The 26,527-nt window shown below is 60.1% G+C and carries 29 protein-coding genes and 1 tRNA gene; 22 read left to right on the forward strand and 8 right to left on the reverse strand.

Going from position 1 to position 26,527, the window contains the following annotated elements:
* Positions 1 to 312: 312 nt before the first annotated feature.
* The 4 genes from rpoE (at position 313) to ACVHNU_RS03550 (ending at position 4,124) form a co-directional block, all read left to right on the forward strand.
* A complete protein-coding gene (gene rpoE, locus ACVHNU_RS03535; RefSeq protein WP_003172477.1) occupies positions 313 to 894 on the forward strand; it encodes an RNA polymerase sigma factor RpoE/AlgU in 582 nt (193 codons plus the stop codon).
* A 30-nt stretch (positions 895 to 924) separates the two neighbouring features.
* The gene (locus tag ACVHNU_RS03540; protein ID WP_003222558.1) at positions 925 to 1,512 is read left to right on the forward strand and encodes a sigma-E factor negative regulatory protein; all 588 of its coding nucleotides are present in this window, start codon (positions 925 to 927) and stop codon (positions 1,510 to 1,512) included.
* An 8-nt stretch (positions 1,513 to 1,520) separates the two neighbouring features.
* Positions 1,521 to 2,483 carry a MucB/RseB C-terminal domain-containing protein gene (locus ACVHNU_RS03545; protein WP_473019021.1) on the forward strand — a complete coding sequence of 321 codons (963 nt, stop codon included), beginning with the start codon at positions 1,521 to 1,523 and terminating at the stop codon, positions 2,481 to 2,483.
* A gap of 210 nt (positions 2,484 to 2,693) precedes the next feature.
* A complete protein-coding gene (locus tag ACVHNU_RS03550; RefSeq protein ID WP_003222562.1) occupies positions 2,694 to 4,124 on the forward strand; it encodes a DegQ family serine endoprotease in 1,431 nt (476 codons plus the stop codon).
* A 79-nt stretch (positions 4,125 to 4,203) separates the two neighbouring features.
* On the opposite strand, the gene ACVHNU_RS03555 is transcribed toward ACVHNU_RS03550, so the two are convergent.
* The gene (locus tag ACVHNU_RS03555; RefSeq protein WP_003222564.1) at positions 4,204 to 5,637 is read right to left on the reverse strand and encodes a M48 family metalloprotease; all 1,434 of its coding nucleotides are present in this window, start codon (positions 5,635 to 5,637) and stop codon (positions 4,204 to 4,206) included.
* 98 nt (positions 5,638 to 5,735) lie between these two features.
* On the opposite strand from ACVHNU_RS03555, the gene ACVHNU_RS03560 reads away from it, so the two are divergent.
* Positions 5,736 to 5,975 carry a sulfurtransferase TusA family protein gene (locus ACVHNU_RS03560; protein WP_003222566.1) on the forward strand — a complete coding sequence of 80 codons (240 nt, stop codon included), beginning with the start codon at positions 5,736 to 5,738 and terminating at the stop codon, positions 5,973 to 5,975.
* 32 nt (positions 5,976 to 6,007) lie between these two features.
* Complete coding sequence (locus ACVHNU_RS03565) at positions 6,008 to 7,078, forward strand: AI-2E family transporter (protein WP_003222568.1); 1,071 nt, start codon at positions 6,008 to 6,010, stop codon at positions 7,076 to 7,078.
* A gap of 120 nt (positions 7,079 to 7,198) precedes the next feature.
* Here ACVHNU_RS03565 and ACVHNU_RS03570 read toward each other — a convergent pair whose 3' ends face one another.
* Together ACVHNU_RS03570 and ACVHNU_RS03575 are read right to left on the reverse strand one after the other, a co-directional pair.
* Positions 7,199 to 7,672 (reverse strand): peroxiredoxin, encoded by a 474-nt coding sequence (locus ACVHNU_RS03570; protein WP_003222570.1) that lies wholly within the window; start codon positions 7,670 to 7,672, stop codon positions 7,199 to 7,201.
* Positions 7,673 to 7,682: 10 nt separating this feature from the next.
* Positions 7,683 to 8,243, reverse strand: coding sequence for a glycine cleavage system transcriptional repressor (locus ACVHNU_RS03575; protein WP_003222572.1), 561 nt, complete (start codon positions 8,241 to 8,243; stop codon positions 7,683 to 7,685).
* 325 nt (positions 8,244 to 8,568) lie between these two features.
* On the opposite strand from ACVHNU_RS03575, the gene dapA reads away from it, so the two are divergent.
* The 5 genes from dapA (at position 8,569) to ACVHNU_RS03600 (ending at position 12,262) form a co-directional block, all read left to right on the forward strand.
* Positions 8,569 to 9,447, forward strand: a complete 879-nt coding sequence (dapA, locus tag ACVHNU_RS03580; RefSeq protein ID WP_103485629.1) for a 4-hydroxy-tetrahydrodipicolinate synthase — start codon at positions 8,569 to 8,571, stop codon at positions 9,445 to 9,447.
* Positions 9,448 to 9,464: 17 nt separating this feature from the next.
* Complete coding sequence (gene bamC, locus ACVHNU_RS03585) at positions 9,465 to 10,580, forward strand: outer membrane protein assembly factor BamC (RefSeq protein WP_003222574.1); 1,116 nt, start codon at positions 9,465 to 9,467, stop codon at positions 10,578 to 10,580.
* Between the two features lie 4 nt (positions 10,581 to 10,584).
* The gene (locus ACVHNU_RS03590) at positions 10,585 to 11,346 is read left to right on the forward strand and encodes an MBL fold metallo-hydrolase (RefSeq protein WP_102354439.1); all 762 of its coding nucleotides are present in this window, start codon (positions 10,585 to 10,587) and stop codon (positions 11,344 to 11,346) included.
* Positions 11,347 to 11,374: 28 nt separating this feature from the next.
* On the forward strand, positions 11,375 to 12,088 hold the full coding sequence (gene purC / locus ACVHNU_RS03595) for a phosphoribosylaminoimidazolesuccinocarboxamide synthase (protein WP_003222578.1): 714 nt from the start codon (positions 11,375 to 11,377) through the stop codon (positions 12,086 to 12,088).
* A gap of 84 nt (positions 12,089 to 12,172) precedes the next feature.
* A tRNA-Ser gene (locus tag ACVHNU_RS03600) sits at positions 12,173 to 12,262 on the forward strand.
* An 81-nt stretch (positions 12,263 to 12,343) separates the two neighbouring features.
* On the opposite strand, the gene ACVHNU_RS03605 is transcribed toward ACVHNU_RS03600, so the two are convergent.
* Positions 12,344 to 12,550: a hypothetical protein gene (locus ACVHNU_RS03605; protein WP_003222579.1), complete on the reverse strand. Its 207-nt coding sequence runs from the start codon at positions 12,548 to 12,550 to the stop codon at positions 12,344 to 12,346.
* Positions 12,551 to 12,704: 154 nt separating this feature from the next.
* Positions 12,705 to 12,896 (reverse strand): YegP family protein, encoded by a 192-nt coding sequence (locus ACVHNU_RS03610; protein ID WP_064119674.1) that lies wholly within the window; start codon positions 12,894 to 12,896, stop codon positions 12,705 to 12,707.
* A gap of 275 nt (positions 12,897 to 13,171) precedes the next feature.
* Between ACVHNU_RS03610 and ACVHNU_RS03615 the strand changes: the two genes are divergently transcribed.
* The 7 genes from ACVHNU_RS03615 (at position 13,172) to ACVHNU_RS03645 (ending at position 20,123) form a co-directional block, all read left to right on the forward strand.
* Positions 13,172 to 14,137, forward strand: coding sequence for a glycosyltransferase family 2 protein (locus ACVHNU_RS03615; protein ID WP_400505723.1), 966 nt, complete (start codon positions 13,172 to 13,174; stop codon positions 14,135 to 14,137).
* A 3-nt stretch (positions 14,138 to 14,140) separates the two neighbouring features.
* Positions 14,141 to 14,851, forward strand: a complete 711-nt coding sequence (locus ACVHNU_RS03620) for a class I SAM-dependent methyltransferase (protein WP_473019023.1) — start codon at positions 14,141 to 14,143, stop codon at positions 14,849 to 14,851.
* The gene (locus ACVHNU_RS03625) at positions 14,848 to 15,234 is read left to right on the forward strand and encodes a GtrA family protein (RefSeq protein ID WP_103485626.1); all 387 of its coding nucleotides are present in this window, start codon (positions 14,848 to 14,850) and stop codon (positions 15,232 to 15,234) included. The genes ACVHNU_RS03620 and ACVHNU_RS03625 overlap by 4 nt, the downstream gene beginning before the upstream one ends.
* Positions 15,231 to 17,327: a DUF6311 domain-containing protein gene (locus ACVHNU_RS03630; protein WP_473019024.1), complete on the forward strand. Its 2,097-nt coding sequence runs from the start codon at positions 15,231 to 15,233 to the stop codon at positions 17,325 to 17,327. The genes ACVHNU_RS03625 and ACVHNU_RS03630 overlap by 4 nt, the downstream gene beginning before the upstream one ends.
* A 73-nt stretch (positions 17,328 to 17,400) precedes the next feature.
* Complete coding sequence (locus ACVHNU_RS03635; protein WP_027614510.1) at positions 17,401 to 18,321, forward strand: LysR substrate-binding domain-containing protein; 921 nt, start codon at positions 17,401 to 17,403, stop codon at positions 18,319 to 18,321.
* 176 nt (positions 18,322 to 18,497) lie between these two features.
* Positions 18,498 to 19,706, forward strand: coding sequence for a low temperature requirement protein A (locus ACVHNU_RS03640; protein WP_473019025.1), 1,209 nt, complete (start codon positions 18,498 to 18,500; stop codon positions 19,704 to 19,706).
* A 51-nt stretch (positions 19,707 to 19,757) separates the two neighbouring features.
* On the forward strand, positions 19,758 to 20,123 hold the full coding sequence (locus ACVHNU_RS03645; RefSeq protein ID WP_400505715.1) for a 5-carboxymethyl-2-hydroxymuconate Delta-isomerase: 366 nt from the start codon (positions 19,758 to 19,760) through the stop codon (positions 20,121 to 20,123).
* A 3-nt stretch (positions 20,124 to 20,126) separates the two neighbouring features.
* Here ACVHNU_RS03645 and ACVHNU_RS03650 read toward each other — a convergent pair whose 3' ends face one another.
* Both ACVHNU_RS03650 and ACVHNU_RS03655 read right to left on the reverse strand, forming a co-directional pair.
* Positions 20,127 to 21,062, reverse strand: coding sequence for a LysR family transcriptional regulator (locus ACVHNU_RS03650; RefSeq protein ID WP_045122326.1), 936 nt, complete (start codon positions 21,060 to 21,062; stop codon positions 20,127 to 20,129).
* Between the two features lie 199 nt (positions 21,063 to 21,261).
* Complete coding sequence (locus tag ACVHNU_RS03655) at positions 21,262 to 22,443, reverse strand: cyanate transporter (RefSeq protein WP_473019026.1); 1,182 nt, start codon at positions 22,441 to 22,443, stop codon at positions 21,262 to 21,264.
* 267 nt (positions 22,444 to 22,710) lie between these two features.
* Here ACVHNU_RS03655 and rnd point away from each other — a divergent pair, with 267 nt between their 5' ends.
* The 3 genes from rnd (at position 22,711) to ACVHNU_RS03670 (ending at position 25,185) form a co-directional block, all read left to right on the forward strand.
* A complete protein-coding gene (gene rnd / locus ACVHNU_RS03660) occupies positions 22,711 to 23,844 on the forward strand; it encodes a ribonuclease D (protein WP_103485622.1) in 1,134 nt (377 codons plus the stop codon).
* Positions 23,841 to 24,134, forward strand: a complete 294-nt coding sequence (locus ACVHNU_RS03665; RefSeq protein WP_003222599.1) for a YcgL domain-containing protein — start codon at positions 23,841 to 23,843, stop codon at positions 24,132 to 24,134. The genes rnd and ACVHNU_RS03665 overlap by 4 nt, the downstream gene beginning before the upstream one ends.
* Before the next feature lie 118 nt (positions 24,135 to 24,252).
* The gene (locus ACVHNU_RS03670; protein WP_473019027.1) at positions 24,253 to 25,185 is read left to right on the forward strand and encodes a D-2-hydroxyacid dehydrogenase; all 933 of its coding nucleotides are present in this window, start codon (positions 24,253 to 24,255) and stop codon (positions 25,183 to 25,185) included.
* 125 nt (positions 25,186 to 25,310) lie between these two features.
* Here ACVHNU_RS03670 and ACVHNU_RS03675 read toward each other — a convergent pair whose 3' ends face one another.
* Positions 25,311 to 25,904 carry a nitroreductase family protein gene (locus tag ACVHNU_RS03675; protein WP_003222603.1) on the reverse strand — a complete coding sequence of 198 codons (594 nt, stop codon included), beginning with the start codon at positions 25,902 to 25,904 and terminating at the stop codon, positions 25,311 to 25,313.
* Positions 25,905 to 26,069: 165 nt separating this feature from the next.
* Here ACVHNU_RS03675 and ACVHNU_RS03680 point away from each other — a divergent pair, with 165 nt between their 5' ends.
* Entirely contained in the window at positions 26,070 to 26,519 is a 450-nt protein-coding gene (locus tag ACVHNU_RS03680) for a YcgN family cysteine cluster protein (RefSeq protein ID WP_003222605.1), read from the forward strand.
* Positions 26,520 to 26,527: the final 8 nt, after the last annotated feature.

Consider the following 26,527-nt stretch of genomic DNA (forward strand, 5'->3'; position numbering starts at 1 on the left):
CAATGTCGCTTAAGCGCGGCTATAAATAATTGGAACTTTTGCCAGAGGCCCAAGATCAATAGTCTGTTGCCTGAAGCACGGGACAGTGTCGGCTTCAATGCAAAACCTGCGAATTGGGTTTTGCCGGCGAACCGATGACAAGATTATTCGCGCAGCCGGTTTATCCCGCGCTGCGTTTTTCGTGCGTGCCAAATCAGAGCCCGCAGGAAACTTGCCTGGAGGGGGAGAACTTTTGCGAAAAGCCCGAGTCTATGTTTGCAAGTCTGGTCGTTTAGTTATGCAAGCCTCCTCCATGCTTATCGAGGAGTGTTCATGCTAACCCAGGAAGAGGATCAGCAGCTGGTCGAGCGCGTTCAGCGTGGCGACAAGCGAGCTTTCGATCTGCTGGTGCTGAAGTATCAGCACAAAATTCTCGGGTTGATCGTGCGTTTCGTGCACGACACCCATGAAGCCCAGGATGTGGCTCAGGAAGCCTTTATCAAGGCCTACAGAGCGCTAGGAAACTTTCGCGGAGACAGCGCGTTCTATACGTGGCTTTACCGCATTGCCATCAACACGGCAAAAAACTATCTGGTTTCACGCGGCCGCCGGCCGCCGGATAGCGATGTAAGTTCTGAAGATGCGGAGTTCTACGACGGCGATCACGGCCTCAAGGATCTCGAATCACCGGAACGCGCATTGCTGCGGGATGAGATCGAAGGCACCGTCCATCGAACCATTCAGCAACTGCCAGAGGATTTACGTACGGCTTTAACTTTACGTGAATTCGATGGTCTGAGTTACGAGGACATTGCGAGCGTCATGCAGTGTCCGGTGGGTACCGTGCGCTCCCGGATTTTCCGCGCTCGGGAGGCCATCGATAAAGCCCTGCAGCCGTTGTTGCAGGAAAACTGAGACAGCGGCGACAGCCAAGAGAGGAACGCCATGAGTCGTGAAGCCCTGCAGGAATCGCTGTCCGCAGTGATGGATAACGAAGCGGACGAACTGGAATTGCGTCGAGTGATCAATGCACTGGACGATGTTGAAACCCGTGAGACCTGGGCTCGTTATCAGATCGCTCGGGCAGCGATGCACAAGGATCTGCTACTTCCGCGTCTGGACATTGCTGCGGCAGTTTCTGCTGCGCTGGAAGACGAAACGGCTCCAGCCAAAGTGTCCCGTGGCCCATGGCGCAATCTTGGCCGTCTGGCCGTTGCAGCGTCGGTGACTGTTGCGGTGCTGGCCGGTGTGCGCCTGTACAATCAGGACGAAATCGCTGGCGTCGAGTTGGCCCAGCAGTCCAATCAGCCTTCGCTGGTTGCGCCTCAGGTCAAAGGCCCGGCTGTTCTGGCAGGCTACAAAGAAAGCTCGGAAACCACAGGCCCGATGGCCAATGGTGTACTGCAAGGTCAGCCAGGCTGGCACGATCAGCGTCTGCCAGGCTATCTGCGTCAGCATGCCCAGCAGGCTGCACTGAAAGGTACTGAAAGCGCACTGCCTTATGCGCGTGCAGCAAGCATGGAAAACCGTTAAGGAGGATCATGCGCGCCATACCTCTACTTTCGCTTCTGCTTGGCGGCTGGTTCGTTGTTCCAGCCCATGCCGACGAGGCTCAGGACTGGTTGACCCGCCTGGGCCAGGCCGAGCAGCAGCAAAGCTTCCACGGCACTTTCGTATACGAGCGTAACGGTAGTTTTTCTACCCACAACATCTGGCATCGTGTCCAGAATGGCCAGGTCCGCGAGCGTTTGCTTCAGCTCGATGGCTCGGCGCAGGAAGTCGTGCGCGTTGACGGACATACTCAATGCGTCAGCGGCACCCTGATTGCGGGGTTGGGAGACTCACCCAACTCGAACGCTCGTTCGCTTGATCCCCAAAAGCTGAAAAACTGGTATGACCTTGCTGTCATCGGCAAGTCGCGCGTGGCCGGGCGTGATGCGGTCATCGTATCGCTTACGCCTCGTGACCAGCATCGCTACGGTTTCGAACTGCATCTGGATAAACAGACTGGTTTGCCACTCAAGTCGTTGCTGCTCAATGACAAGGGGCAGTTACTCGAGCGCTTCCAGTTCACCAGCCTTGATACCGCTGATGCCCCTTCTGACAAAGATCTGCAACCTGGCACCGAGTGCAAGGCAATCACCCTCGACAGTGACAAGGCCTCCGCCGTGAAGACGGCCCAGGTCTGGCATTCGGACTGGCTGCCTCCGGGGTTTGTGCTGACCAGCAGTACCTCGCACAAAGACCCGGAAACCAAGACTCAGGTCAGCAGCCTGATGTATGACGACGGGCTGGCGCGGTTTTCGGTGTTTCTCGAGCCGTTGAACGGCGCGACAGTCACCGATACCCGCACACAGCTCGGGCCGACCGTCGCTGTTTCCCGCCGCCTGACCACGCCTGAAGGCGAGATGATGGTGACGGTGGTCGGTGAAATACCCATTGGCACGGCCGAACGGATTGCCCTGTCGATGCGCAACGATGGCGCTGCAACCAGCAAGCAGTGAGCTGATTTCAGTCATTTCCACTTCTTCTTCGAGACGTAGATGAAATGTTTGCTCAGCATTTTCATTTGCAAATCACCCGAAAGTTTTTTATAGGTCAGAGCCTCACGGCTCTGGCCTTGTCTGTTGTTCCCGGAACAAAAATGCCGGCCCGCGGTTCCCGGTGTTCCTTGCTCCATATCGCTTAACCCTGCTCGTCGTAACGGGAGCTGTATGTCGATACTTAGCTTGAAGTCTTATCTCTCCATTTTCGCCACCGTGCTGGTGCTCGGTCAGGCTGTTCCCGCTGCCCAGGCGGCCGACTTGCCGGACTTCACCCAACTGGTTGAACAGGCCTCGCCTGCGGTGGTGAACATCAGTACCACGCAGAAGCTGCCGGATCGCAAAGTGAACCAGCAGATGCCTGACCTGGAAGGCTTGCCGCCTATGTTGCGCGAGTTCTTCGAGCGCGGCATGCCGCCTCAGCAGCGTTCGCCACGCGGTGATCGCCAGCGTGAAGCGCAATCGCTGGGTTCGGGCTTCATCATTTCCTCGGATGGCTACATCCTGACCAACAACCATGTGATTGCCGATGCCGACGAAATCCTCGTGCGTCTGGCTGATCGCAGTGAAATGAAAGCCAAGCTGATCGGCACCGACCCGCGTTCAGACGTAGCCCTGCTGAAAATCGATGGCAAGGATCTGCCGGTGCTCAAGCTCGGCAAGTCCCAGGACCTGAAGGCTGGTCAGTGGGTCGTAGCGATCGGTTCGCCGTTCGGCTTTGACCATACCGTGACTCAGGGCATCGTCAGCGCCGTCGGCCGTAGCCTGCCGAACGAAAACTACGTGCCGTTCATCCAGACCGACGTGCCGATCAACCCGGGTAACTCCGGTGGCCCGCTGTTCAACCTGAATGGTGAAGTGGTCGGGATCAACTCGCAGATCTACACCCGTTCCGGTGGTTTCATGGGTGTGTCGTTCGCCATCCCGATTGACGTAGCCATGGACGTTTCCAATCAGCTGAAAAGCGGTGGCAAGGTCAGTCGCGGTTGGCTGGGTGTGGTCATCCAGGAAGTAAACAAGGATCTGGCGGAGTCGTTCGGTCTTGATAAGCCGGCCGGTGCGCTGGTTGCGCAGATTCAGGATGACGGTCCGGCAGCCAAGGGCGGCCTGCAAGTGGGTGACGTGATCCTGAGCATGAACGGTCAGCCGATCGTCATGTCCGCCGACCTGCCACACCTGGTCGGTGCGCTGAAGGCTGGCGCCAAGGCCAACCTCGAAGTGATTCGTGACGGCAAGCGCAAGAATGTCGAGCTGACAGTCGGCGCAATTCCGGACGAAGACAAAGAGCTGGCATCGCTACCGAAATCCGGCGCGGAAAGCAGCAGCAACCGCCTCGGTGTGTCGGTGGTCGAATTGACCGATGAACAGAAGAAAGCCTACGACCTCAAAGGCGGCGTGGTCATCAAGGACGTCCAGGATGGTCCTGCAGCCCTGATCGGTCTGCAGCCGGGTGATGTGATCACTCACCTGAACAACCAGGCCATCGGCTCCACCAAGGAGTTCGGCGAGATCGCCAAGGCGCTGCCGAAGAATCGTTCGGTGTCGATGCGCGTTCTGCGTCAAGGCCGGGCCAGCTTCATCACCTTCAAACTGGCTGAATAATCCGGTTGCGGTGAAATAAAAAACCGCCTCGAAAGAGGCGGTTTTTTTATGCCTGAAACAATGTTTTGAGGAGGAAAACTCAGCCCATCATGTCCTTGATCATGCGCTCCTGCTCCATCAGCTCACGCTGGCGTGCATCGATCCGCGAGGACAGCGGGAAGTTGCTGCCAGCCTTGCGTTTGGCAAAGTCGAGCTGCTGGATCGCCTGACGATAATCACCCACCAGCGCAAAGTATTCGGCGCGAGCCTGATGCAAGCCGATGATGTTCCCTGACAAGCCACGGGTTTCGGCAACCTGGTACCACACGTCCGGATCGTTCGGGCGGGATTTGAGCAGGCCTTCAAGGGCTTTCTCCGCGTCGGCGGTGCGATTCTGTTTCAGTAGCAGATCGACGCGAACCTGATTCAGCGGGTAGTTGCCCGGATATTGCGTGAGCATCCGGTCAACCCGCGTTTGCGCATCCGGCAGGCGGTTGTTGGTGATGTCCAGGTCGATCTGCGCGAGGTTGTAGATGATCTCGTTCGGCGACTTGGCCAGCAACTGCTTGAGGTTCTCCCGCGCTTCATTGAGCTGAGCGCCTTTGATCTGGGCGATCGCCAGGCCATAGCGCGCCACGTCGTTTTTCGGGTTCTCGTCCAGTTGTGCGCGGAAGCGCTTGGCGCCCAGCCCCGGGGTTTCTTCATAGATCAGTTGGACGCGGGCACGAATCAACTGATAGCGCATGCTGTCTTCGATACCGCCCTGTGGTGCCTGCTCGGCGCGGTTGCGGGTGTCGGCGATACGCGATTCGGTGACCGGGTGAGTCAGCAGAAATTCCGGCGGCTTGGCGTCGAAGCGATACTGGCGCATCAGGCGCTCGAACATGGTCGGCATCGAACGCGGGTCGTAGCCGGCCTTTTCCAGATTGAGAATGCCGATGCGGTCGGCTTCCTGTTCGTTCTGGCGCGAGAAGGTACGTTGCGATTGAATCGCCGCGGCCTGAGTGCCGGCGATGGTCGCGATCCCGGCATCACCGCCCCCGGCCGCGGCAATCACGATCCCCGCGAGCAGCGCCGCCATCATCGGCACCTGCATCCGCTGCGAAGCCTCGACGCCGCGAGCGAAGTGGCGTTGTGACAAGTGAGCCAGTTCGTGGGCCAGTACCGAGGCGTACTCGCCCTCGGTCTGCGCGTTGAGGAACAGCCCGCCGTTGACCCCGACCACGCCACCCGGCGCCGCGAAGGCGTTGAGTTGCGGGCTGTTGATCAGGATGAACTCCAGACGGCGGTCAGTCACTTGGCTGGTTTCCACCAGCTTATAGACGCTGGACTCGACGTAGTCCTTGAGCTGCGGGTCGTTGAGCTGTGCAACCTGGCTGCGCAACATGGCCAGCCAGGCGCGGCCCAGCTGATATTCCTGTTGCGGTGAGACAATGGCAGAACTGGCGTCGCCAAGTGACGGCAGATCGTCGGCAAAGCCCGGTGAGGCGAGCAGGCAAGCGAGCGTCAGCAGGGTAGGGCGCAGAAATGTCATGCACAAAGCCTTAGAAGACAAAGACCTTACTGTAGCCGGACACCGGGCTTGCGACCAGATATTCTAGGCAGCTCAATTACCCGAACCGGAGTGACGCGATGACCGACCCTGTAGCCCATGACTGTGAACTGGACGCCAGTGGTCTGAATTGCCCGTTGCCGTTGCTCAAGGCCAAAATGGAACTCAACAAGCTGCCCAGTGGCGCCGTGCTCAAGGTGATCGCCACGGATGCCGGCTCGCAGCGCGACTTCCGCACCTTTGCCCGTCTGGCCGGTCATACGCTGCTGCGCGAAGAAGACGAAGCAGGCGTCTACCGTTACTGGTTGAAAAAAGCCTGAAACCGACAGCGTAAAAGACCTAAGGATTATTGATGTTCAAAGTGTTACGCGACTGGATTCAGCGCTACTTTTCCGATGAAGAGGCGGTGGTGCTGGCGGTGCTGCTGTTTCTCGCCTTCACCGCGGTGCTTACCCTCGGAGGGATGCTCGCGCCGGTATTGGCCGGGATGGTGCTGGCGTATCTGATGCAGGGGCTGGTGCTCGCTCTTGAGCGCATGCGCTTGCCTGGTGCAGCGGCGGTGGGGCTGGTGTTCGCGCTGTTCATGGGCGTGTTGCTGGTGTTCATCGTGGTGGTCTTGCCGTTGCTGTGGCATCAGTTGATCACGCTGTTCAACGAACTGCCGGGCATGCTCGCCAAGTGGCAGTCGCTGCTGTTGCTGCTGCCGGAGCGCTATCCGCATCTGGTCTCCGACGAGCAGGTACTGCAGGCCATCGAAGCGGCGCGTGGCGAGATCGGCAAGTTCGGCCAATGGGCGCTGACCTTCTCGCTGTCGAGCCTGCCGCTGCTGGTCAACATCATGATCTATCTGGTGCTGGTACCGATCCTGGTGTTCTTCTTCCTCAAGGATCGGGCCATGATCGGCGAGTGGGTGCGCGGCTATCTGCCCCGTGAGCGGGCGCTGATCACCCGCGTGGCGCAGGAAATGAATCGGCAGATCGCCAATTACATTCGCGGCAAGGTCATCGAGATCGTGATTTGTGGCGGTGTGACCTACATCGCGTTCGTCGCCCTTGGCCTCAACTATGCGGCGCTGCTGGCGTTGCTGGTCGGGGTGTCAGTGGTGGTGCCCTACGTCGGCGCGGTGGTGGTGACCGTGCCGGTGCTGCTGATTGCCTTGTTCCAGTGGGGCTGGAGCGATCAGTTCATCTATTTGATGGCGGTCTACGGGATCATTCAGACCCTGGATGGCAACGTGCTGGTGCCGTTGCTGTTTTCCGAGGCGGTCAACCTGCACCCGGTAGCGATTATCTGCGCGGTGCTGTTGTTTGGCGGACTATGGGGATTCTGGGGAGTGTTCTTCGCGATTCCGCTGGCGACGCTGTTCAAGGCAGTGCTGGATGCCTGGCCGCGCAAGGAGCCGGTTGTAGCTCCGTTACTTTAAAGCCGGATTATTCGTTGAGGCTTATGGCCCCTTCGCGAGCAAGCCCGCTCCCACAATTGACCGAGGTCTATGTGGGAGCGGGCTTGCTCGCGAAGGCGTCAGTGAAAACGACGCAGAATATCAGGCTTTATTCAGGGCCTGAGCCGCAGCCAGCACCGCATCAACATGCCCCGGCACTTTCACGCCGCGCCATTCCTGACGCAGTACACCGTTCTTGTCGATCAGGAACGTGCTGCGATCAACGCCCAGGTATTCCTTGCCGTACAGCTTCTTCAGCTTGATCACGTCGAACAGTTGGCAAACGGCTTCATCCTTGTCGCTGATCAGCTCGAACGGGAATTCCTGCTTGCACTTGAAGTTCTCGTGGGATTTCAGGCTGTCGCGGGAAATACCGAAGATTTCCGTGTTGGCAGCCTGGAACGCCGCGTACTGGTCACGAAAACCCTGGCCTTCGGTGGTGCAGCCCGGGGTGCTGTCCTTCGGATAGAAGTAGATCACCACTTGCTTGCCCTTCAGGGCGGACAGGCTGACGGTCTGCCCGCTGGTGGCAGGTGCTTCGAAATCCGCAACCGGTTGGTCGATGACAACGGCCATGAAAGCTTCCTTACATTGGGTTTTGTGGGCGCCAGGGTTCGATCAGCGCGTCCAGGTTCATTGCGTCGGCGAAGTCCAGGAACTGGTCGCGCAGCCAGCTGATCTGGGTGCCGGCCGGCAGCGTCACAGTGAATGTGGCATTGAGCATGGTGCCGCCGGTCTGCGGGGCCTGATAGGTATCGCAGGTCAGGTTTTCCAGCTCGACGTTGTGATCCATGAAGAACTGGCACAGCTCGTTGATGATGTCCGGGCGATACGCCGAGCTGACATAGGCCACGTACGGCAGGGCCTGTGGGCGATTTTCCAGCGCGGCACTGCGCACCACGTTGACGGTAAAGGCGTGGCGCTTGGCCAGGCCCGACAGGCTGCCTTCGAGACGGGCCAGGGCGTCCCAGCTGCCGGAGATTTCCAGCACCAGGGCGCTGCATTCGCCATGGCGAGTCAGGCGGGAGGTGACGACGGCGCAGCGATTTTCATGGCTGGCGCGGCACAGGACGTTAGTCAGCTCCATGGGGTTGGCGCCAAGGGCACTGATGACAAGGAATTGTTCGCGAACTGTGGGGGTGGACATGCAGCATTCCTAAAGCGATGAGCGGTCGGTAGGTCGATGGGCGTTGGCCGTCGGGATGCGTCTGCGCGTGCCGATTCAGAAAGCCCCGGGCCATGGCTCGCAATTCGCTCCAATATAGGCAGAGCGTGCAGCAGCGACACTGGAACGGGGCCTGGGTGGCCGACAGGGGAGGCTGGAGCCCGACGTACAAGCTGATCTGTACCGATCAAAGTCTGAAGGGTAGCGAAAACCGACGCCAAGGGGAATGGCGGCGCAGTACTTCGCTTGTGCAAGCATCTTGGCGCCAGTACCATTACCGCTCTCTTTTTCCGGCAGGAGCGTTTTCATGATTCGGGGCAGTATGGTGGCACTGGTCACACCCATGGATGCACAAGGGCGTCTTGACTGGGACAGCCTCCGAAAACTCGTGGACTTCCACCTTGAAAACGGCACCCATGCCATTGTCGCGGTCGGTACCACCGGCGAGTCGGCAACCCTTGATGTAGAAGAACACATCGCCGTCATCAAAGCCGTGGTCAAACAGGTTGCCGGCCGTATCCCGGTGATCGCCGGTACCGGCGCCAATTCGACCCGCGAAGCCGTCGAACTGACCCGCAACGCCAAGGAGGCCGGCGCCGATGCCTGCCTGCTGGTGGTTCCGTACTACAACAAGCCGACCCAGGAAGGCCTGTACCAGCACTTCAAGCACATTGCCGAAGCGGTCGACATTCCCCAGATTCTCTACAACGTTCCCGGCCGCACCTCCTGCGACATGCAGGCCGAGACCGTGATTCGCCTGTCCACCGTGCCGAACATCATCGGCATCAAGGAAGCCACCGGCGACCTGAAACGCGCCAAAGCCATCATCGACGGCGTGAGCAAGGACTTCATCGTGCTGTCCGGCGATGATCCGACCGCGGTCGAGCTGATCCTGCTGGGCGGCAAAGGGAATATCTCCGTGACCGCCAACGTCGCCCCGCGCGAAATGGCTGATCTGTGCGAGGCTGCGCTGAATGGCGACGCCGACACCGCACGGGCAATCAACGAAAAACTGATGCCGCTGCACAAGGACCTGTTCATCGAAGCCAACCCGATTCCGGTGAAGTGGGCTTTGGTTGAAATGGGCCTGATGCACGAAGGCATCCGCTTGCCGCTGACCTGGCTGAGCGCTCCTTGTCATGAAACGCTTCGCACGGCCCTGCGCCAGTGCAGCGTCCTGGTTTAATTGAGGAAGTACAACGCATGAAGCGAATGGCCGGACTTTCCGCACTTGCCTTGATTATCTCCAGCACCAGTGGCTGCGGATGGGTCTGGGGCCCGGAAGGTTATTTCCGTGACCGTGGTAGCGATTACCTGGAAGCGCAACAGACTCCACCGATGCAACTGCCACCGAATGTCAGCACCTCCAAGCGTCTGGATCCGCTGTTGCCGATCCCGCGCAACGTGGCTGATGACACCGCCAAGGGCGAATACGTGGTGCCGCGTCCACAACCGCTGTCGGCGATTGCCGACGCGACCGACTACTCGTTGCAGAAGAGCGGCGACTCGCGTTGGGTCATGGCCCAGCATCAGCCGGCCGAAGTCTGGCCAGTGGCGGTGCAGTTCTTCCAGGACAACGGTTTCCGTCTGGATGAACAGCGCCCGCAAACCGGCGAGTTCACGACTAAATGGCAGCACTCCGACGAACTGTCCGCCGCCATGGCCAAGCGCCTGAGCGCAGCCGGTGTCGGTGCCGACAGCGAAACCCGCGTGCGGGTGCGTATCGAGCCAGGCGTGCAGCGTAACACCAGTGAGATCTACGTGGTCAGCGCCGAGCGTCCTGCCGGCAGCACCGCCGATGTCGATTTCACCAACCGTTCGGTCAACACTGGCCTGGACGCCGCGCTGGTCGACGACATGCTCGCGAGCATGAGCCGGATCTCCGAGAAGGGCGGTTCGGTGTCGATGCTGGCTTCGCGTGACTTCGATACCCCAAGCCGTGTCAGCCTCAGCGAAGACGGCAGCGGCAACCCGGTACTGAACGTCGGTCCGGACCTGGATCGTGCCTGGTCGAGCGTCGGTCGTGCGCTGGAGCAAGGTCAGTGGCGCGTTGAAGACATCAACCGCAGCTTGGGCCTGTACTACATCAACCTGGCCGAAAAAGCCGAGAAGAAAGACGACAAGCCTGGTTTCTTCAGCAGCCTGTTCGGCAGTGCGCCGACCAAGGAAGAAGTTGAAGCCCGCGCCGAGCGTTATCAGGTTCGCCTGAGCAAGGTCGGTGAAAACGTTCAGGTGACCGTCGAGAAGAACATCAACACCGTTGCGCCTGCCGATGTAGCGCGCAAAGTGTTGAGCGTGATTCAGGACAATCTGGGCTGATCACATGCGCTTTGCCGTTCTCGGCAGCGGTAGCCAAGGGAACGGCACGCTGATCGCCAGCGCTGATACGTATGTGCTGGTGGATTGTGGTTTTTCCCTGCGGGAAACCGAAAAACGCCTGTTGCGCCTGGGTGTGAACCCGGCGCAACTGAGCGCGATACTCGTAACCCACGAACATGCCGACCACGTGCATGGCGTGGGTTTGCTGTCTCGGCGCTACAATCTTCCGGTCTACCTCAGTCGCGGCACACTGCGCGGGATGCGCAAACCGATCGAACCCGCAGGCTTTCTGGCCGGCGGCGAGCAGCTGCAGATCGGCGCACTGAACATCGGGGTCATTGCCGTGGCCCATGATGCGCAAGAGCCGACACAGTATGTATTCAGTGATAACGAGCAGCGGCGCTTCGGCCTGCTGACCGACCTGGGTTCCTACTGCGAGCGGGTGCTGGACGGCTATCGGGATCTCGATGCGTTGATGATCGAGTCCAACCACTGTCGCGACATGCTGGCCCGTGGTCACTATCCGTACTTTCTCAAGCAACGGGTGGGCGGCGAGCTGGGACATTTGAACAACCATCAGGCGGCATTCCTGGTGGCCGAGTTGGGGTGGCAGGGCTTGCAGCATCTGGTTCTCGCCCACCTGAGCAGCAAGAACAACCTGCCGCAGCTGGCCCGGCAATGTTTCGTCGACACCCTCGGGTGCGACCCGGACTGGCTGCAACTGGCCGATCAAGATTCAGGGCTCGACTGGCGCCATATCGCCTAGCCCATCTACTTAGCAAGCGGAGCCCATCATGGAAAAACGTGAAGAACTCTACCGCGGCAAAGCCAAATCGGTTTACAAGACCGACGACGCTGACCGCTTGATCCTGCTGTTTCGCAACGACACCTCGGCGTTCGACGGCAAGCGCATCGAGCAGCTCGACCGCAAAGGCATGGTGAACAACAAGTTCAACGCCTTCATCATGCAGAAACTCGAAGCGGCCGGCATTCCGACCCAATTCGACAAACTGCTGGGCGACAACGAGTGCCTGGTGAAGAAACTCGACATGATCCCGGTCGAGTGCGTCGTGCGTAACTACGCCGCCGGCAGCCTGGTAAAACGCCTGGGCGTCGAAGAGGGCATGAAGCTCAACCCGTACACCTTCGAACTGTTCCTGAAGGACGACGCCAAGGGCGACCCGTTCATCAACGAATCCCACGTCGTGGCATTCGGCTGGGGCACCGCCGAGCAACTGGCGCGCATGAAAGAACTGTCGCTCAAGGTCAACGAAGTCCTGAGCAAACTGTTCGACGACGCCGGCCTGCTGCTGGTCGATTTCAAGCTTGAGTTCGGCGTGTTCAGCGACGGCTCCATCGTCCTGGGCGACGAGTTCAGCCCGGACGGCTGCCGTCTGTGGGACAAGGACACCAAGAAGAAAATGGACAAGGACCGCTTCCGCCAGGGCCTCGGTGACGTCATCGAAGCCTACGAAGAAGTCGCCAAGCGTCTGGGTGTACCGCTTTAATCGACGCAAGCATCTGATAGCACGGAGAAAATTTGCGAAAGAGGGTTTGCTTTCCGCAGAAGTGTTGTTATGATGCGCGCCGTTGGAGAGATGCCAGAGTGGCCGAATGGGACGGATTCGAAATCCGTTGTACCTTCACCGGTACCTAGGGTTCGAATCCCTATCTCTCCGCCATACATAGAAAAAGCCCCGTAGCTGAGAAGCTGCGGGGCTTTTTTGTTTCTGCGGGTTTTATCGAGCGCCCGCCTCAGTCACTCACGGTTGCGAGTGCCCCAGCTTCTGTTTGATCAGGTCATACACTTGCTTGTGCGTCGAATTGCGCAGCGTATTGTCCTTGCAAGCCGAGGCCAGGAAGGTTTTCACTTCGTCCCTGGCGTGCGGATAGAGGCTGGCGACGTAGTCGGCTTCGTGCGTTTGGGTGCAGTTGAAGTGCTTGTCGTCTTTCGCTTTGTCTCTAGCCATGGTGCGGCTCCTTTTTTGAGTTGAATGTCATGTGGCGGAACAGGGCTGGATCGCCCCATACGCTGAAGAGCGTAGGGGCGCAAAAGTGCTTCGCCAGTGGGTCAGGCAAAAAAGGAAGACGCTGTAGGAAACCGCGCTATAGCGACTGGCGGGGTCAGATTTCCTTCACTGGCGTTTCGCCCTGCACCGCTTTGATCAACTCGATCACATGTAAACAATCGGCCTTGTTCACATAGGACTCGCCACTGGCGATCGTCTCGTGGTTGCCCGCCCGCAGCCTCCAGCGCCATTGGCCTTTGCCGGTGCTCGGGGTGCCTCTGGATTGGCGGTAGATCTCGAAATACATTCAGTTCGCTCCTTGCGATGGTGTTTGCGACAACCTGTGTGGCGCATCGTCGCAAGCCTAGCGGAGCGAGTTTTTTTCGCTATCGGGCATTTGTTTCCAATCGTTGGCAGATGTTTCTGAAGAGTGCGGACTAGAGCGCACGCATCGGCGTCTGGATTGGCCAAAATGTCGCCAATTCCACCTTGCAAGGCTATCGGCGCTACTGCTTAATACGGGACGGCTCATGGCGTCGAAAATCTTCGACGACCGACAATCACTATAAAAAGAGCACTCCATTGACTGAGCACGGAACGCCACAGGCCACACAGGTCAGATTATCGCTGGTTGTCCCCGTTTTTAACGAGGAGGACAGTCTCCATGCGTTCATCCTGCGCATTGACGAAGTGTTTCAACATCAGCCGTCGATCGAGCTGGAGCTGGTGTTCGTCAATGACGGCAGCACTGATGCCACACTTGAGCGGCTGCTGGAGCGTCAGCAGCACGACGCGCGTCTGCGCATCGTCGATCTGAGCCGCAATTTCGGCAAGGAGGCGGCGTTGTCCGCTGGCCTGCAGATCGCCTCCGGGCAGATCGTCGTCCCCATCGACGCCGACTTGCAGGACCCGCCCGAAGTCATCCTGCAAATGATCGAGCGTTGGCGCGAAGGCTATGAAGTGGTGCTCGGTCACCGCATCAGCCGCCGCAGCGACACTTGGGCCAAACAGACATCGGCGCACTGGTTCTATCGTTTGCACAACAAGATCGCCGAGCAACCGTTGCCGGAAAACGTCGGTGATTTTCGTCTGATGGATCGTTGCGTGGTCGATGCCTTGCTGACCTTGCCCGAGTCCCGGCGCTTCATGAAAGGTCTGTTCGCCTGGGTCGGGTTTCGCACCACCCACGTTGATTACGAGCGTCCCGAGCGTGTGGCGGGGCAGAGCAAGTTCAACGGCTGGCGGCTGTGGAATTTCGCGCTGGAAGGTATCACCAGTTTCAGCACCGAGCCTCTGCGAATCTGGACTTACATCGGCGCGGCGGTCTCACTGGTGTCTTTTGCCTTTGCCATTTTTATCGTGGTGCGCACGCTGATCCATGGCGTCGATATGCCCGGTTATGCCTCGCTCATGGTGGCTGTAACGTTCCTCGGTGGCCTGCAACTGATCGGCATCGGCGTGCTCGGCGAGTACCTGGGCCGCACTTATATTGAATCCAAACGCCGGCCGGTTTTTCTGGTGCGTCGCGTCTACGACCCCAAGGACTGAAACATGGATCTCAAGGAAACCGATATCCTCGGCGACAGCATCGGTGAGCATTGGTATTACTGCTCCAAAGCGGCGGCGACTCGGCGTCTGCTCGGTGATGCACCGATCACACGGATTCTCGACGTGGGTGCCGGCTCGGGTTTTTTCTCCCACCACCTGCTGACTCGAACCGCTGCGCGCGAGGCGTGGTGCGTCGACATCAGTTACCCCTCCGATTCCGATGCGACCACCGCCGGCAAACCGGTGCATTACCGCCGCGACATCGAAGCCGTCGACGCTGATCTGGTGCTGCTCATGGACGTCCTGGAGCATGTCGATGACGACCTCGGTCTGCTCAAGGCTTACGTCGACAAGGTGCCGTCCGGCAGCCGTTTTCTGATGACCGTGCCGGCCTTCCAGTTCTTGTGGAGTGGTCACGATGACTTCCTCGAACACAAGCGCCGCTACACCCTGCCGCAGTTTGAAACCCTGGCCCGTGATGCCGGTTTGAGCGTGCAGCGCGGTGCCTACTATTTCGGCGCGGTGTTTCCAATCGCGGCGGCGTTGCGCTTGCTGCCCAAAGGGCCGCAGGCCGCAGCGCCGCAGTCTCAGCTCAAGCGCCATCATCCGCTGGTCAACGGCGTGCTCAAGACGCTGTGCAGTCTTGAACTGCCGTTGATGGGCCACAATCGTCTGGCCGGCCTGAGCGTGTTTGTGCTGGCGCAGAAACCGTGACCTCAAGCGACAGGAAAGCGCTGATCCAGCGCGGTCTGCGCTTTGCCGTGACCGGTCTGTTCGTCACCGCGCTGCATGCGCTGGTGGCGGTGCTGTTCATCAATTTCGTTGCGCCTCAACCGCCGCTGGCCAACGGTGTGGCGTTTGCCGTGGCGACGGTGGTGTCTTACGTGATCAACACCACCTGGAGTTTCTCGGCCCGACTGCACGGCAGAACATTGCTGCGATTTTTATCGGTATCGGCGTGCGGTTTTCTGTTGGCGATGTTTGTCGCCTGGGCCGCGCAGATGGCCGGGTTGAATTATCTGTTGGGCATCGTCGCGGTGGCACTGACGATTCCAGCGTTCACCTTCGTCTTGCACAATTTCTGGACCTATCGATGAGCCCCGCGCCAAAGCATTCGGTACTTTCTTTACTGCCGCTGATGTTTGGTGCGCTGATGTTTTTTGTCGTGATCGGGCCGCAGGCGCTGGATCCGCAAAACATTGCCTGGCTGGAGCAGGGCGATCCAGCGACGCATTATCTGGGTTGGGAATTCTTTCGGCATTCGCCCTGGACGTTTCCGGTCGGACTCAACCCGTTCTATGGGCTGGAACTGGGCAGTTCGATTATTTTTTCCGACTCCAATCCGCTGTTGGCGCTGCTGTTCAAACCGTTCAGCGCATGGCTGCCGGAGACCTTTCAGTATTTCGGAATGTGGCTGCTTGCGTGTTTTGTACTGCAAGCCTGGTTCGCCTGGAAACTGCTCGGGCTGATAACTGCCCAGCCGCTGATTCGCTTGCTGGGCACCGCGTTGCTGGTGTTTTCGCCGCCAATGTTCCTGCGCATGGGCGGACACCTATCCCTTGCCGGACATTTTCTGATCCTCGCCGCACTGTATCTGGCCCTCCTGCCGAATCTGCATCGCCGCCGTCTGGCGTGGGGCACGCTATTGGCGGTGACAGCGTTGGTGCATGCGTACTTGCTGGCGATGGTCGCGCTGATCTGGGTGGCGGATCTGCTCGGCAAGACGTTCAGCCAACAATTGACCCGTCGCCAGAGTCTGATTGAAGGTGTGACGCTCTTCGCCCTGGTGAGTGTGTGTTGCTGGCAGGCAGGCTACTTTGCCATCGCCGATGGCGCGGCCTCCGGAGGTTTCGGTCTGTACCGAATGAATCTGCTGTCGCCCGTCGACCCGGCGGGCTGGTCGTTGATCCTGCCTGATCTGCCGAAGGCCAGTGGCGACTACGAAGGCTTCAATTACCTTGGCCTGGGCGTGCTGTTGTTGGCGCCGCTGTCGTTGATTGCCTGGCTGAGGAACAGGCAGGCCGTGAGCAATGAACTACGTGCCAGGCCCTGGCTGTTGCTGGCATTGTTTGGCCTGTTCCTGTTTGCCCTTTCAAACCAGATCGGAGTCGGCGCATGGACGGCTCACTACCCGCTGCCGAAAAAAATCATCGGCCTGGCGAATATCTTTCGTGCGTCGGGACGAATGTTCTGGCCCGTGTTCTATGCGCTGAGCCTGGCCCTGATTTTCCTGGTGGTGCGCGGTTATCGTCCGCGCGTGGCCATCGCTTTGCTGGCGTTGGCGGTGACGGTGCAAGTGGTCGACACCCGTAACGGCTGGATGGGCCTGAGGCAGGGCAAAACAGTCGCGCCAGCCTCGGTCTGGAGCACGCCGATGCAGGATCCGTTCTGGGCCAGCGCGGCTGCGCATTACACCAAGGTGCGTATTCTGCTGCCGCAGAATCAGCCGGATCGCTGGCAGATGGTGGCCGGTTTCGCAGCCACCCACGGCATGAAAACCGACGCGGTCTATCTGGGGCGCATGAGTACATCGGCGACGGCCGAGGCCCAACAGAAGGCTCGAGGCATGCTTGAGTCGGGTCAGTACGACACGGACTCGCTGTATATCCTCGACGATGACGTGGTGGAGGCGGCCGCCAAAAGCATCAACAGCGACACCGACCTGCTGACGCGAGTGGATGGCGTGGTAGTGCTCGCACCTGGCTGGAAACGTTGTGCGCAATGCCTGTCCGTCCATGATGAAGGACGGCAGATGTCGCTGATTCCACTTCTTCAACCCGGGCAGGCGCTGACGTTCAATCATAAAGCGCGGCAACTGGCCGACGGCTGGTCGACGCCGGAGAACTGGGGCACATGGTCACAAGGGCAGCGGGCGCAAATCGTTTTGCGGGTGTCGCCGCAAGCGCGTTCAATCGTCATCGATGCGTTGGCATTCATCCAGCCACAACACCCTGGCCAGCGGGTCATTGTGAGCTTGAATAGCCAGCAGGTGCTGTCCACGCAACTGACGCAATTCCAGGCTAACCGTCTGGACATTCCGATCAGTGCTGCGCTCAGTCAACGCCTGAAGGACGATGATCGATTGACGATCGAGCTGCAACTGCCGGACGCCATCAGTCCGCAGCAGTTGGGGCTCAACGACGACACAAGGGTCATGGCCCTTGGCATCAGGCAACTGACGGTAGATTGAGCCATCGTGGTGATGGACGCCACACCCAAGGCCTTTCTACACTGCCTTCCAGTCTGGGATCGGGGGGCAATGGATGAATCGAAATGAATTACGCAAGGCCGACATCAACCTGATGGTGGTGTTCGAGACCTTGATGCTCGAACGCAACGTGACCCGGGCGGCGGAAAAGCTGTTTCTCGGCCAGCCGACCATCAGTTCGGCGCTCAATCGCTTGCGCGCGATGTTCAACGATCCGCTGTTTATCCGCGTCGGCCATCGCATGGAGCCGACTGCCCGGGCCGAGGAACTGTTCAAATACCTGTCGCCGGCCCTCGACTCACTGTCTGTGGCCCTGAGCCTGACCCACGACTTCGACCCGGCCGTGAGTAACATGACGTTTCGCATCGGCCTGTCCGATGACGTCGAGTTCGGTCTGTTGCCTCCGTTGTTGCGGGCGCTGCGCCAAGAGGCTCCCAGCGTGGTATTCGTGGTGCAACACGTCGATTACTGGCGCATCCCCGACCTGCTGGCCGCCGGCGACATCACTGTCGGTATCAGCCAGACCCGAGGTTTGCCGGCCAATGCCAAGCGCAAACTGCTGCGGCATATCCAGCCGAGCATCCTGCGCGCCGATGCCTCCGATTCGCCGCTGACCCTCGATGAATACTGCTCACGTCCGCACGTGCTGGTGTCGCATACGGCCAACATCAGCGGCTATGCCGATGAATGGCTCGCGGAAATCGGTCGTACCCGGCATGTGGTGTTGTCGGTGCCGCAATACAGCGCGCTGCCGGCGTTGCTGGCCGGTACTGATCTGATCGCCAGCCTGCCGGACTATACCGCCGAAGCCATGGCTGCCTCCGGGCTGCTGTTCAAGGAACCGTTCCCGTTCAAGACCCCGATGCTGGATCTGTCGATGGTCTGGCTCAGCCATGTCGACAGCGATCCGGCCGAGCGCTGGCTGCGTTCGCGGCTTGAGGCGTTCATGAGCGAACGGCCACTGACCGCGCCCTGACCCCCAACACAAATCTCTTGTAGGAGTGAGCCTGCTCGCGATGAGGGGGGGGGCGGCCGACATTGCTGTTGTCTGACACCACGCCATCGCGAGCAGGCTCACTCCTACAAGGGTTTGCGTTCGTCCGGTCCGCCTGCTTTGCTCAATGGCAATGACCCCGGCTGGAGACTTGTCCGATGAGCATTTCCCGTTCGTTGCTGCGTGGGCGCGGCAGTCTCGACAGTGGCAAGGTCGGCATGGTCGAGCTGTTTTTCGATCTGGTGTTTGTGTTTGCCGTGACTCAGCTCTCGCATTCGCTGCTCGCGCATTTGTCGATCCTGGGCGCGGTGCAGGTGGCGCTGTTGATGGTCGCGGTGTGGTGGGTGTGGATTTTTACCTCGTGGATCACCAACTGGCTCGACCCGGAAAAATTGCCGATTCGTCTTGGCCTGTTCGGGCTGATGATCGCCGGTCTGTTGCTGTCGTCCTCAATCCCCAAGGCCTTCACTGAGCGCGGGCTGATGTTTGCCGCGGCGTTCGTGTTCATGCAGGTCGGGCGCACGCTGTTTGCGATCTGGGCGGTGCGCGGCGAGTCTTTGAGCATGACCCGCAACTTCCAGCGGATTCTGGCGTGGTTGATGCTTTCCGCAGTGTTCTGGATCGCCGGAGCCTTTCTCGACGGACAGCAGCGTCTACTGTGCTGGACGCTGGCGCTGTTGATCGAGCTGATCTCGCCTTCGCTGTATTTCTGGGTGCCGGGACTGGGGCGTTCGTCGTTGAGCGACTGGAACGTCGAAGGCAACCACATGGCCGAGCGTTGCGCACTGTTCGTGATCATCGCCCTGGGCGAATCGTTGCTGGTCACCGGTGCGACTTTTGCCGAACTGACGCTGAGCCTCACCGGGATCATCGCGTTTCTGGTGGCGGTACTGGGCAGCATCGGCATGTGGTGGGTGTACTTCGACAGCGGCGCCGAGCGCGCGCATCACCGCATCGCGCATTCGAGCGACCCGGGGCGCCAGGCGCGCATCGCCTACACCTACCTGCATGTGCTGATTGTTGCCGGGGTGATTGTCAGTGCGGTGGCCGACGAACTGGTGCTGGTGCATCCGGATCACGCCAGTGACGCCGGGATCCTGGTGATCGTGGGCGGGCCTTGGCTGTTTCTATTGGGCAATGCGCTGTTCAAGTGGGTCATGTCCGACCGGCCGCTGCCGCCCTTGTCGCATGTGGCGGGGCTGGTGTTGCTCGCGCTGGCACTGCCGCTGGCGTTGCACCAATGGTTTTCGGCGTTGATGCTCGGGGCGCTGACCACGGCGATCGTGGTGCTCGTTGCGCTGTGGGAAAGCCTGGCATTGCGTCATACACCGGCCTCGATAACCGCCGAAAAAGCCGCAGGAGAGTAGGGCGGTGCTGTGGTATATACGACCTTTCTGCCGACTGACTGGAGCACTTGAATGCCACACCTGCATTTGGAATACACCGCCAATCTGCCGCAACTCAATGCCGACGTGGCGTTGATCCGGCTCAACAATACGCTGGTGGGTTCTGGTCAGTTCGCAGCGGAATTCGACATCAAGAGTCGCGCAGTCAAGGTCGAAACCTACAAGGTCGGCACCGGCATGGGCGAGCGCGCCTTCGTTCATGTGAAGCTGGCGCTGCTCAGCGGTCGTTCGCCACAGATCAAGAAGCAGCTCTCGGAGAGCCTGCTGGCGGTGTTGCAGGATCTGTGCGAGTGGCCGGCCGGGGTCGAAGTGCAACTGTGTGTGGAGTTGCTCGATATCGACCGCGATTCCTACACCAAGACCGCCATCGGCGTGTAGGACTCAGGCTGCTTCCAGCTCGCTGCACACCTTGATCACCTGCTCGCGCAGCCAGACGTTGGCGCTGTCCTGATCAGCGTTCTGGCTCCACTGCATGTCGAGGGTGAACCCCGGCAGGCCGTTCGGCGCCTCGCAGTGATTGAACACCGCGTCGTTGGTCAGCAGGCGCTGGATGCGCCGGGGCAGGGTGAGGATGAAGTCGGTCCCGGTAATCATCTTCAATGCCGCGCTGTAGCTGTTGGAGCGCGCGACGATCTGCCGCTTTTGCGCCTGACGCGCCAGCCAGCCGTCGACCATGTTGGTGGTGGAGGTCCACGGTGTCGGGAACACGTGCCGCCGTTCGGTGAAGGCCTGCAGACTCAGCCGCGGTTCCAGTGGCGTGGCGCGTTTGTCGAAGACACAGACCAGATCATCTTCCAGCAGCATTCGCGACTTGAGGTCGGTGTGGCTGCGGTGGAAGTTGGGACCGAAACAGATCACCAGATCGAGGCTGCCGTCGCGCAATTCGTCGGCAGGCACGTCGGTCTCGAACTTGTGCATGTTGACCACCACCGGCAAATCGTCGAAGTCGAAACGCTTCAACAGGCGCGGCAACACCAGTTGCTCGAAGTATTCCGGGGCGCAGATATTGAAGGTCACCGCTTGCCGGGTCGGATCGAAGACCGGGGCGCCGGCGTGGCACAGGTTGATGCTTTCGAGGATCTTCTGCACATGGCCGTACATGGTGCCGGCCTTGTAGGTGGGCCGCATGCCCGTGCGGGTGTTGATGAACAGCTCGTCTTCGAAACTGGTGCGCAATTTTTTCAGGCAGTAGCTGACAGTGGACTGGCTGACGCACAGCGTCTCCGAGACATCCGTGACGCTGCTCTGCTCATACACGGCGATAAACACCATGAGATCCTGCATGTCGAGCTTTCGAAGCAAGTTACTGTTCAGCATCCGTTCCGTCTCGCTGTGCTCCTTGCGCTGAATCCGCGCAAACGTGTGCGCATGATCGTAGCGGAACGATGGTGCCAGGACAAAGCCCTGTAGGACGTTTCAATGTCGCCAGTGGGACAGAAACTTTTAGCAACACGACGTCGGCAAATAAACCGCAAAAAGATGGCAACAAGCCTCTAGCCCGGTGATGGTATTTGGTTCAGCGGATGTGTCGGGCGTAGTGCCGAGGGTCAAAGCGCAGCACTATCAGCAACATCACCACCATCACTGCAGTCAGCGACCACCAGGCCCATTCGAAGCTGCCGAGCTGGTCGCGGATCATTCCGGCCAGCAGCGGCGAAAGCCCGGCGATCAAGTAGCCGATGCCTTGCACGAACGCGGTCAGTCTGCCGGCACGCTGCGGGTGGTCGAGGTGATCGAGCGAGACGATCAGGCTCATCGGAAACAAGCCGCCAATCCCCAGCCCCAGCAGGCACGGCCACAGCAGGCTGAGGTGTTGCGGGCTGAGGATCAGTCCGCAGAAGCCGCCGATGATCAGCAGCAACAACCCTGCCAGAACTGCCCGTCGATCACGGCTGCGGTTAGCGATGGCCGGCGTCACCAGCCCGGAAATCACCTCCATGGCCGTCAGAAAACCCAGCAGCAGCCCGGCCTGTTGTTCGCTCCAGCCTTGTTCCACGTAGTACGGCGCCAGCCAGGCGAGTACGCAGGTGTAGGACGCCGTGCCGAGGCCGAAGAAGATAGCGAGCAGCCAGGCGCGGGAATTACGCGTGAAAGATTGTTTTCCTACAGGGGGGTTCTGGATGGATGACGGGGGCGACTGTGTCCACCAGACCAGCAACGCGAGCAAGGCCAGTCCTGCCCAGATCGCCAGGCCTGTGCGCCAGCTGCCGGTCTGCACCAGCACCAGTGGCGAAAATGAGGCGGCCAGCGCGGCGCCGCCCATGATCGACGTGACATACAGGCCCATGCACAGCGCCACGTGGTCAGGGAAACGTGATTTGATCAGCGCGGGCATCAAGGCCTGAATCAGGGCGATACCCATCCCGGCCAGCACCGCGCTGCCAATCAACTGCGGTGCCGAATCGAGCACCAGTCGCGACAGTGTCGCCAGACCGATAATCCATAGCGAGAGGATCACCGTGCGTTGCTCGCCCAGCCGGCGGCTGATGCCGATGCCGAAAAACATCGCCAGCCCCATCGCCATCACCGGCAGCATGGTCAGCAGCGAAGCGACGCTGAAGCTCAGCGGGATATCGCCGCGAATCGCCGACAGCAACGGCCCGACGGCGGCCATGGAGGGGCGCAGATTGAGCGCGACGAGGATGATGCCGATCATCAGCCAGACAGCGGGGCGGGAGGTAGCGCGGATGTTTTCCATCGGTAGGCTCTGGATTGCGGAGGCTATCGATTAGGCCGCGGCCACGCAGTGCGGACAAATCAGATTTCCCGAGTGTTATTTAAAAACTAAATACCGCTCTCCTGGTAACGCGTCATGGATCGTTACGCTCGGATTAATCTTGCGAACCTCGCTGTAAGACTATTCTTTCTCTCTGGCAGGACATTTCGTTACAGCTCTGGCCCAGCGCAGGCGCGTAAAACGCCGGCGGCGATATATACTGCGCGCCATTCTTCAAGGGAGAGCCGTGTGGCCATCGATATTCACTGGATTCGCGACAACGAAAGCCTCGCGCAGTTTTGCGCCGAGTGGCAGCAGCTGCCGTTCGTTGCCCTCGACACCGAATTCATGCGGGTCGACACCTTCTACCCGATTGCCGGTTTGTTGCAGGTCGGCGACGGCAAACGCGCCTACCTGATCGATCCGCTGACCATCGACGCCTGGCAACCGCTGGCGGCGTTGCTGGAAAATCCGGCGGTGCTCAAAGTCCTGCACGCCTGCAGCGAAGACCTCGAAGTGCTGTTGCGTCTGACCGGCAGCCTGCCGGCGCCGCTGTTCGACACACAACTGGCTGCGGCCTACCTGAACCTCGGGTTCTCGATGGGCTATTCGCGGCTGGTGCAGGAAGTGCTCGGTATCGAGCTGCCGAAGGGCGAAACCCGTTCCGACTGGTTGCAGCGTCCGTTGTCCGACACTCAAGTCAGCTACGCCGCCGAAGATGCGGTGCATCTGGCGGAAGTTTTCGTACAGCTGCGCCCGAAACTGTCCGACGACAAATTCGCCTGGGTGCTGGAGGATGGCGCCGAACTGGTGGCTAACCTGCGCCGCGAGACCGACCCATACGAGGTCTATCGCGAGGCCAAACTGGCGTGGAAACTGTCCCGTGCGCAACTGGCTGTGCTGCGTGAGCTCTGCGCCTGGCGTGAGCGTGAAGCCCGCGCGCGCAATCTGCCGCGCAACCGCATCGTCCGTGAACATTCGCTGTGGCCGCTGGCCCGCACGCAACCGGACAACCTCGCCGCGCTGGGCAAGATCGAAGACATGCACCCGCGTACCGTGCGTCAGGACGGCGAATTTCTGCTTGATCTGATCAAGCGCTCTGGCAGTGTGGGGCCTGATCAATGGCCGCCAGCGGTGCCGGAGCCATTGCCGGTCGAAGCGGCGGCGCTGATCAAGCAACTGCGCGCGCTCGGCCAGGCCGAGGCCGAACGCCTGGGCATCGCGCCGGAACTGATGCTGCGCAAGAAAACCCTCGAAGCGCTGGTCAAAAGCGGCTTCCCCGAGGGCCCTTATCAATTGCCTGAGTCGCTGCGTGGCTGGCGCCGCGAACTCATGGGTCAGAAGCTGCTGGACAGCCTGGCCACCGCCGGAGAACAGCCTTGAAACGTATTTGCTCCATTTACCAAAGCTCGAAGAAACCCGGGATGTATCTTTACGTGCTCAAGAGCGATGCTCTGGAGCGCGTGCCCGAAGCGCTGATGGCGGCCTTCGGCAAGGCGAAGCATTCCTTTGACCTGGTGCTGACCCCTGAGCGCACACTGGCGCGCGAGGACATCACCGTGGTCCTGGAAAACCTCGACAAGCAGGGCTATCACCTGCAAATGCCACCGGCCGAGGACGAGTACATCGAACACCTGCCCGAAGAGTTGCTGCGACGCAACGACCCGGTCTGATCTGCGAGGCCCTGTTCTGGGCCTCTTGCCACCCTGGAACTGATTTTACGGCGACGACCGCCACGAAGGAGCACGGCTCTTTCGGCGGTTGCCTGCACGGTTTGCGAAAGGTTTGAAGATGCGCGTTCTGATTGCTGAACACGACCACGCGGTGTACGCCCGGCTGCTGCGTCAGGCGGCCCCCCAACTTGAAGTACTGACCAGTGGCGACTCTGCCGAACTGGCCCGTCAGGCTGCCGATTGCCCGGTGTGGCTGGGGCAGCCGGATCTGCTGGCGACCCTGCTGCGTCAGGGCCACCAGCCGCAATGGCTGCAATCGACCTGGGCCGGCATCACGCCGCTGCTCGCCGACGGCTTGCGCCGCGATTACCGCCTGACCCGTGCGGTGGGGATCTTCGGTCAGGTGATGGCCGAATACGTGCTGACCTACATGCTCGGTCACGAGCGGGAAGTGCTGGCGCGCCTGGTCAGCCAGGTCGAGCGTAAGTGGGACAATCGGACCGGCCAGAGTCTGGTCGGACGCAAGGTGCTGATCGTCGGCACCGGCGATATCGGCCAGAGCGTGGCGCAGTTTCTGCTGCCGTTTGGCGTCGAGCTGTACGGCATCGCCAGCAGCGCGCGCGAGCAGGCGCCGTTCGTCGAAGTCGGCTCGATGGCGGATCTGCCACGGCTGGTGGGCGCGGTCGATTACGTGGTCAACCTGCTGCCGAACACCGAGCACACCCACGACATTTACGACGCGGCGCTGTTCAAGCAATTCAAGCCGACCGGGCTGTTCATCAACGTCGGACGCGGCGTGGCAGTGGTTGACGCGGATCTGGTGGAAGCCTTGAAGGAAGGGCATCTGGCGGGCGCGGTGATCGACGTCTGCCGTCAGGAGCCGTTGCCGCAACGCCATCCGTTCTGGACCGCCTGGGGCTTGTTGCTCACCGGGCACAGCTCGGCACCGACGTCGCCGGCGTTGATGGTGCAATTGTTTGTCGAGAATCTGAAGGCGTATCAAGCGGGTGAAGCGTTGCGCGGGGAAGTGGATTTCAACCGCGGTTACTGAATGTTCGCCGAATAAACTGTGGGAGCGAGCCTGCTCGCGAAGGGGGAGTGTCAGCCAACATCATCGTTGTCTGACACAGCGCTTTCGCGAGCAGGCTCGCTCCCACATTTGTTTTTTGTGCTGGCTTACAGGGTGAAGTTGCCTTCAGCCACCAACTCGCTCAGCGGACGACGCGGGCTCGGCGTTTCACGGGCCTGCAGGTACTCGGCCAGCGTCGCCTTGTCGCCCAGCTTGCCGACAGCGACCGCCGCGTGCAGCGCATAACCTTCCGGAATATTCAGCTCCTTGCGGGTCAGCTCCTGATCGAAACCGGCCATGCCGTGGGTGTGCCAGCCGCTGATACTCGCTTGCAGCGCCAGGTGGCCCCAGGCCGAACCGGTGTCGAAGGTGTGCCACAGCGCCGGGGTTTCTTCGCTGGCGCCGGGGGCGGTGAAGGTGGTTTTCGAAATCACGATCACCAATGCCGATGCGTGCTGCGCCCAGCTGCGGTTGAACTCGTTCAGCAGACCCAGGAAGCGCTCCCAGTTCGGCGTATCACGACGCGCGTACAGAAAGCGCCACGGCTGCGAGTTGTAGGCCGAAGGTGCCCAGCGTGCCGCTTCGAAGAAGCTCAGCAGGGTTTCTTCCGGGATCGCTTCACCGGTGAAGGCGCGGGGCGACCAGCGCTCGGTGAACTGCGGGTGAATGGCGTAATCGGCAACGCGAGGGTTGGCACTCATCGAAAGATTCCTTGCTGTGTTTGAGTCATGAATTCGTGGCAAAACCCTACTGGGCGGCGATTCGCCTGACAAGCGGGATTTACCGACAGTCGCCAGCGCTTGGCCCGCAAGGCCGTGGGCACTAGACTGGCGGCCTTTTCACCACCTGATGTTGATGCTTGAGCCATGGCCGCCAAAGTCGAACCGTTCTGGAAACGCAAAACCCTCGATCAACTGGATCACGAGGAATGGGAATCGCTGTGCGACGGCTGCGGTCTGTGCTGCCTGCAGAAACTCGAGGATGAAGAAGACAACAGCGTCTATTACACACGCATCGCCTGCAAACTGCTGGACCTGAAAACCTGCCAGTGCAGCGACTACCCGAATCGCATCAAGTTTGTCCCGGACTGCATCCAGCTCACTCCGGGCCAGGCCGAAGAATTCAAATGGCTGCCGCCGACCTGCGGTTATCGTCTGGTCAGCGAAGGCAAGGACCTGCCGCTGTGGCACCACCTGGTGTGCGGCGACCGTGACGCGGTGCACCACGAACGGATTTCCCAGTCCGGGCGCATGCTCGCCGAAGGCAGCGTGCCGGAGGATGACTGGGAAGATCACCTGATTTTCCGCGCCGGTTAAGCACCAAG

The organism is Pseudomonas sp. Ors-4-3C, assembly GCF_055755035.1.

What these genes read in the sequence shown, in the direction of transcription:
- rpoE (WP_003172477.1), top strand. Translation starts at nt 313, where the DNA reads ATGCTAACCCAGGAAGAGGATCAGCAGCTGGTCGAGCGCGTTCAGCGT.
- ACVHNU_RS03540 (WP_003222558.1), top strand. Translation starts at nt 925, where the DNA reads ATGAGTCGTGAAGCCCTGCAGGAATCGCTGTCCGCAGTGATGGATAAC.
- ACVHNU_RS03545 (WP_473019021.1), top strand. Translation starts at nt 1,521, where the DNA reads ATGCGCGCCATACCTCTACTTTCGCTTCTGCTTGGCGGCTGGTTCGTT.
- ACVHNU_RS03550 (WP_003222562.1), top strand. Translation starts at nt 2,694, where the DNA reads ATGTCGATACTTAGCTTGAAGTCTTATCTCTCCATTTTCGCCACCGTG.
- ACVHNU_RS03555 (WP_003222564.1), bottom strand. Translation starts at nt 5,637, where the DNA reads ATGACATTTCTGCGCCCTACCCTGCTGACGCTCGCTTGCCTGCTCGCC.
- ACVHNU_RS03560 (WP_003222566.1), top strand. Translation starts at nt 5,736, where the DNA reads ATGACCGACCCTGTAGCCCATGACTGTGAACTGGACGCCAGTGGTCTG.
- ACVHNU_RS03565 (WP_003222568.1), top strand. Translation starts at nt 6,008, where the DNA reads ATGTTCAAAGTGTTACGCGACTGGATTCAGCGCTACTTTTCCGATGAA.
- ACVHNU_RS03570 (WP_003222570.1), bottom strand. Translation starts at nt 7,672, where the DNA reads ATGGCCGTTGTCATCGACCAACCGGTTGCGGATTTCGAAGCACCTGCC.
- ACVHNU_RS03575 (WP_003222572.1), bottom strand. Translation starts at nt 8,243, where the DNA reads ATGTCCACCCCCACAGTTCGCGAACAATTCCTTGTCATCAGTGCCCTT.
- dapA (WP_103485629.1), top strand. Translation starts at nt 8,569, where the DNA reads ATGATTCGGGGCAGTATGGTGGCACTGGTCACACCCATGGATGCACAA.
- bamC (WP_003222574.1), top strand. Translation starts at nt 9,465, where the DNA reads ATGAAGCGAATGGCCGGACTTTCCGCACTTGCCTTGATTATCTCCAGC.
- ACVHNU_RS03590 (WP_102354439.1), top strand. Translation starts at nt 10,585, where the DNA reads ATGCGCTTTGCCGTTCTCGGCAGCGGTAGCCAAGGGAACGGCACGCTG.
- purC (WP_003222578.1), top strand. Translation starts at nt 11,375, where the DNA reads ATGGAAAAACGTGAAGAACTCTACCGCGGCAAAGCCAAATCGGTTTAC.
- ACVHNU_RS03605 (WP_003222579.1), bottom strand. Translation starts at nt 12,550, where the DNA reads ATGGCTAGAGACAAAGCGAAAGACGACAAGCACTTCAACTGCACCCAA.
- ACVHNU_RS03610 (WP_064119674.1), bottom strand. Translation starts at nt 12,896, where the DNA reads ATGTATTTCGAGATCTACCGCCAATCCAGAGGCACCCCGAGCACCGGC.
- ACVHNU_RS03620 (WP_473019023.1), top strand. Translation starts at nt 14,141, where the DNA reads ATGGATCTCAAGGAAACCGATATCCTCGGCGACAGCATCGGTGAGCAT.
- ACVHNU_RS03630 (WP_473019024.1), top strand. Translation starts at nt 15,231, where the DNA reads ATGAGCCCCGCGCCAAAGCATTCGGTACTTTCTTTACTGCCGCTGATG.
- ACVHNU_RS03635 (WP_027614510.1), top strand. Translation starts at nt 17,401, where the DNA reads ATGAATCGAAATGAATTACGCAAGGCCGACATCAACCTGATGGTGGTG.
- ACVHNU_RS03640 (WP_473019025.1), top strand. Translation starts at nt 18,498, where the DNA reads ATGAGCATTTCCCGTTCGTTGCTGCGTGGGCGCGGCAGTCTCGACAGT.
- ACVHNU_RS03645 (WP_400505715.1), top strand. Translation starts at nt 19,758, where the DNA reads ATGCCACACCTGCATTTGGAATACACCGCCAATCTGCCGCAACTCAAT.
- ACVHNU_RS03650 (WP_045122326.1), bottom strand. Translation starts at nt 21,062, where the DNA reads ATGCTGAACAGTAACTTGCTTCGAAAGCTCGACATGCAGGATCTCATG.
- ACVHNU_RS03655 (WP_473019026.1), bottom strand. Translation starts at nt 22,443, where the DNA reads ATGGAAAACATCCGCGCTACCTCCCGCCCCGCTGTCTGGCTGATGATC.
- ACVHNU_RS03670 (WP_473019027.1), top strand. Translation starts at nt 24,253, where the DNA reads ATGCGCGTTCTGATTGCTGAACACGACCACGCGGTGTACGCCCGGCTG.
- ACVHNU_RS03675 (WP_003222603.1), bottom strand. Translation starts at nt 25,904, where the DNA reads ATGAGTGCCAACCCTCGCGTTGCCGATTACGCCATTCACCCGCAGTTC.
- ACVHNU_RS03680 (WP_003222605.1), top strand. Translation starts at nt 26,070, where the DNA reads ATGGCCGCCAAAGTCGAACCGTTCTGGAAACGCAAAACCCTCGATCAA.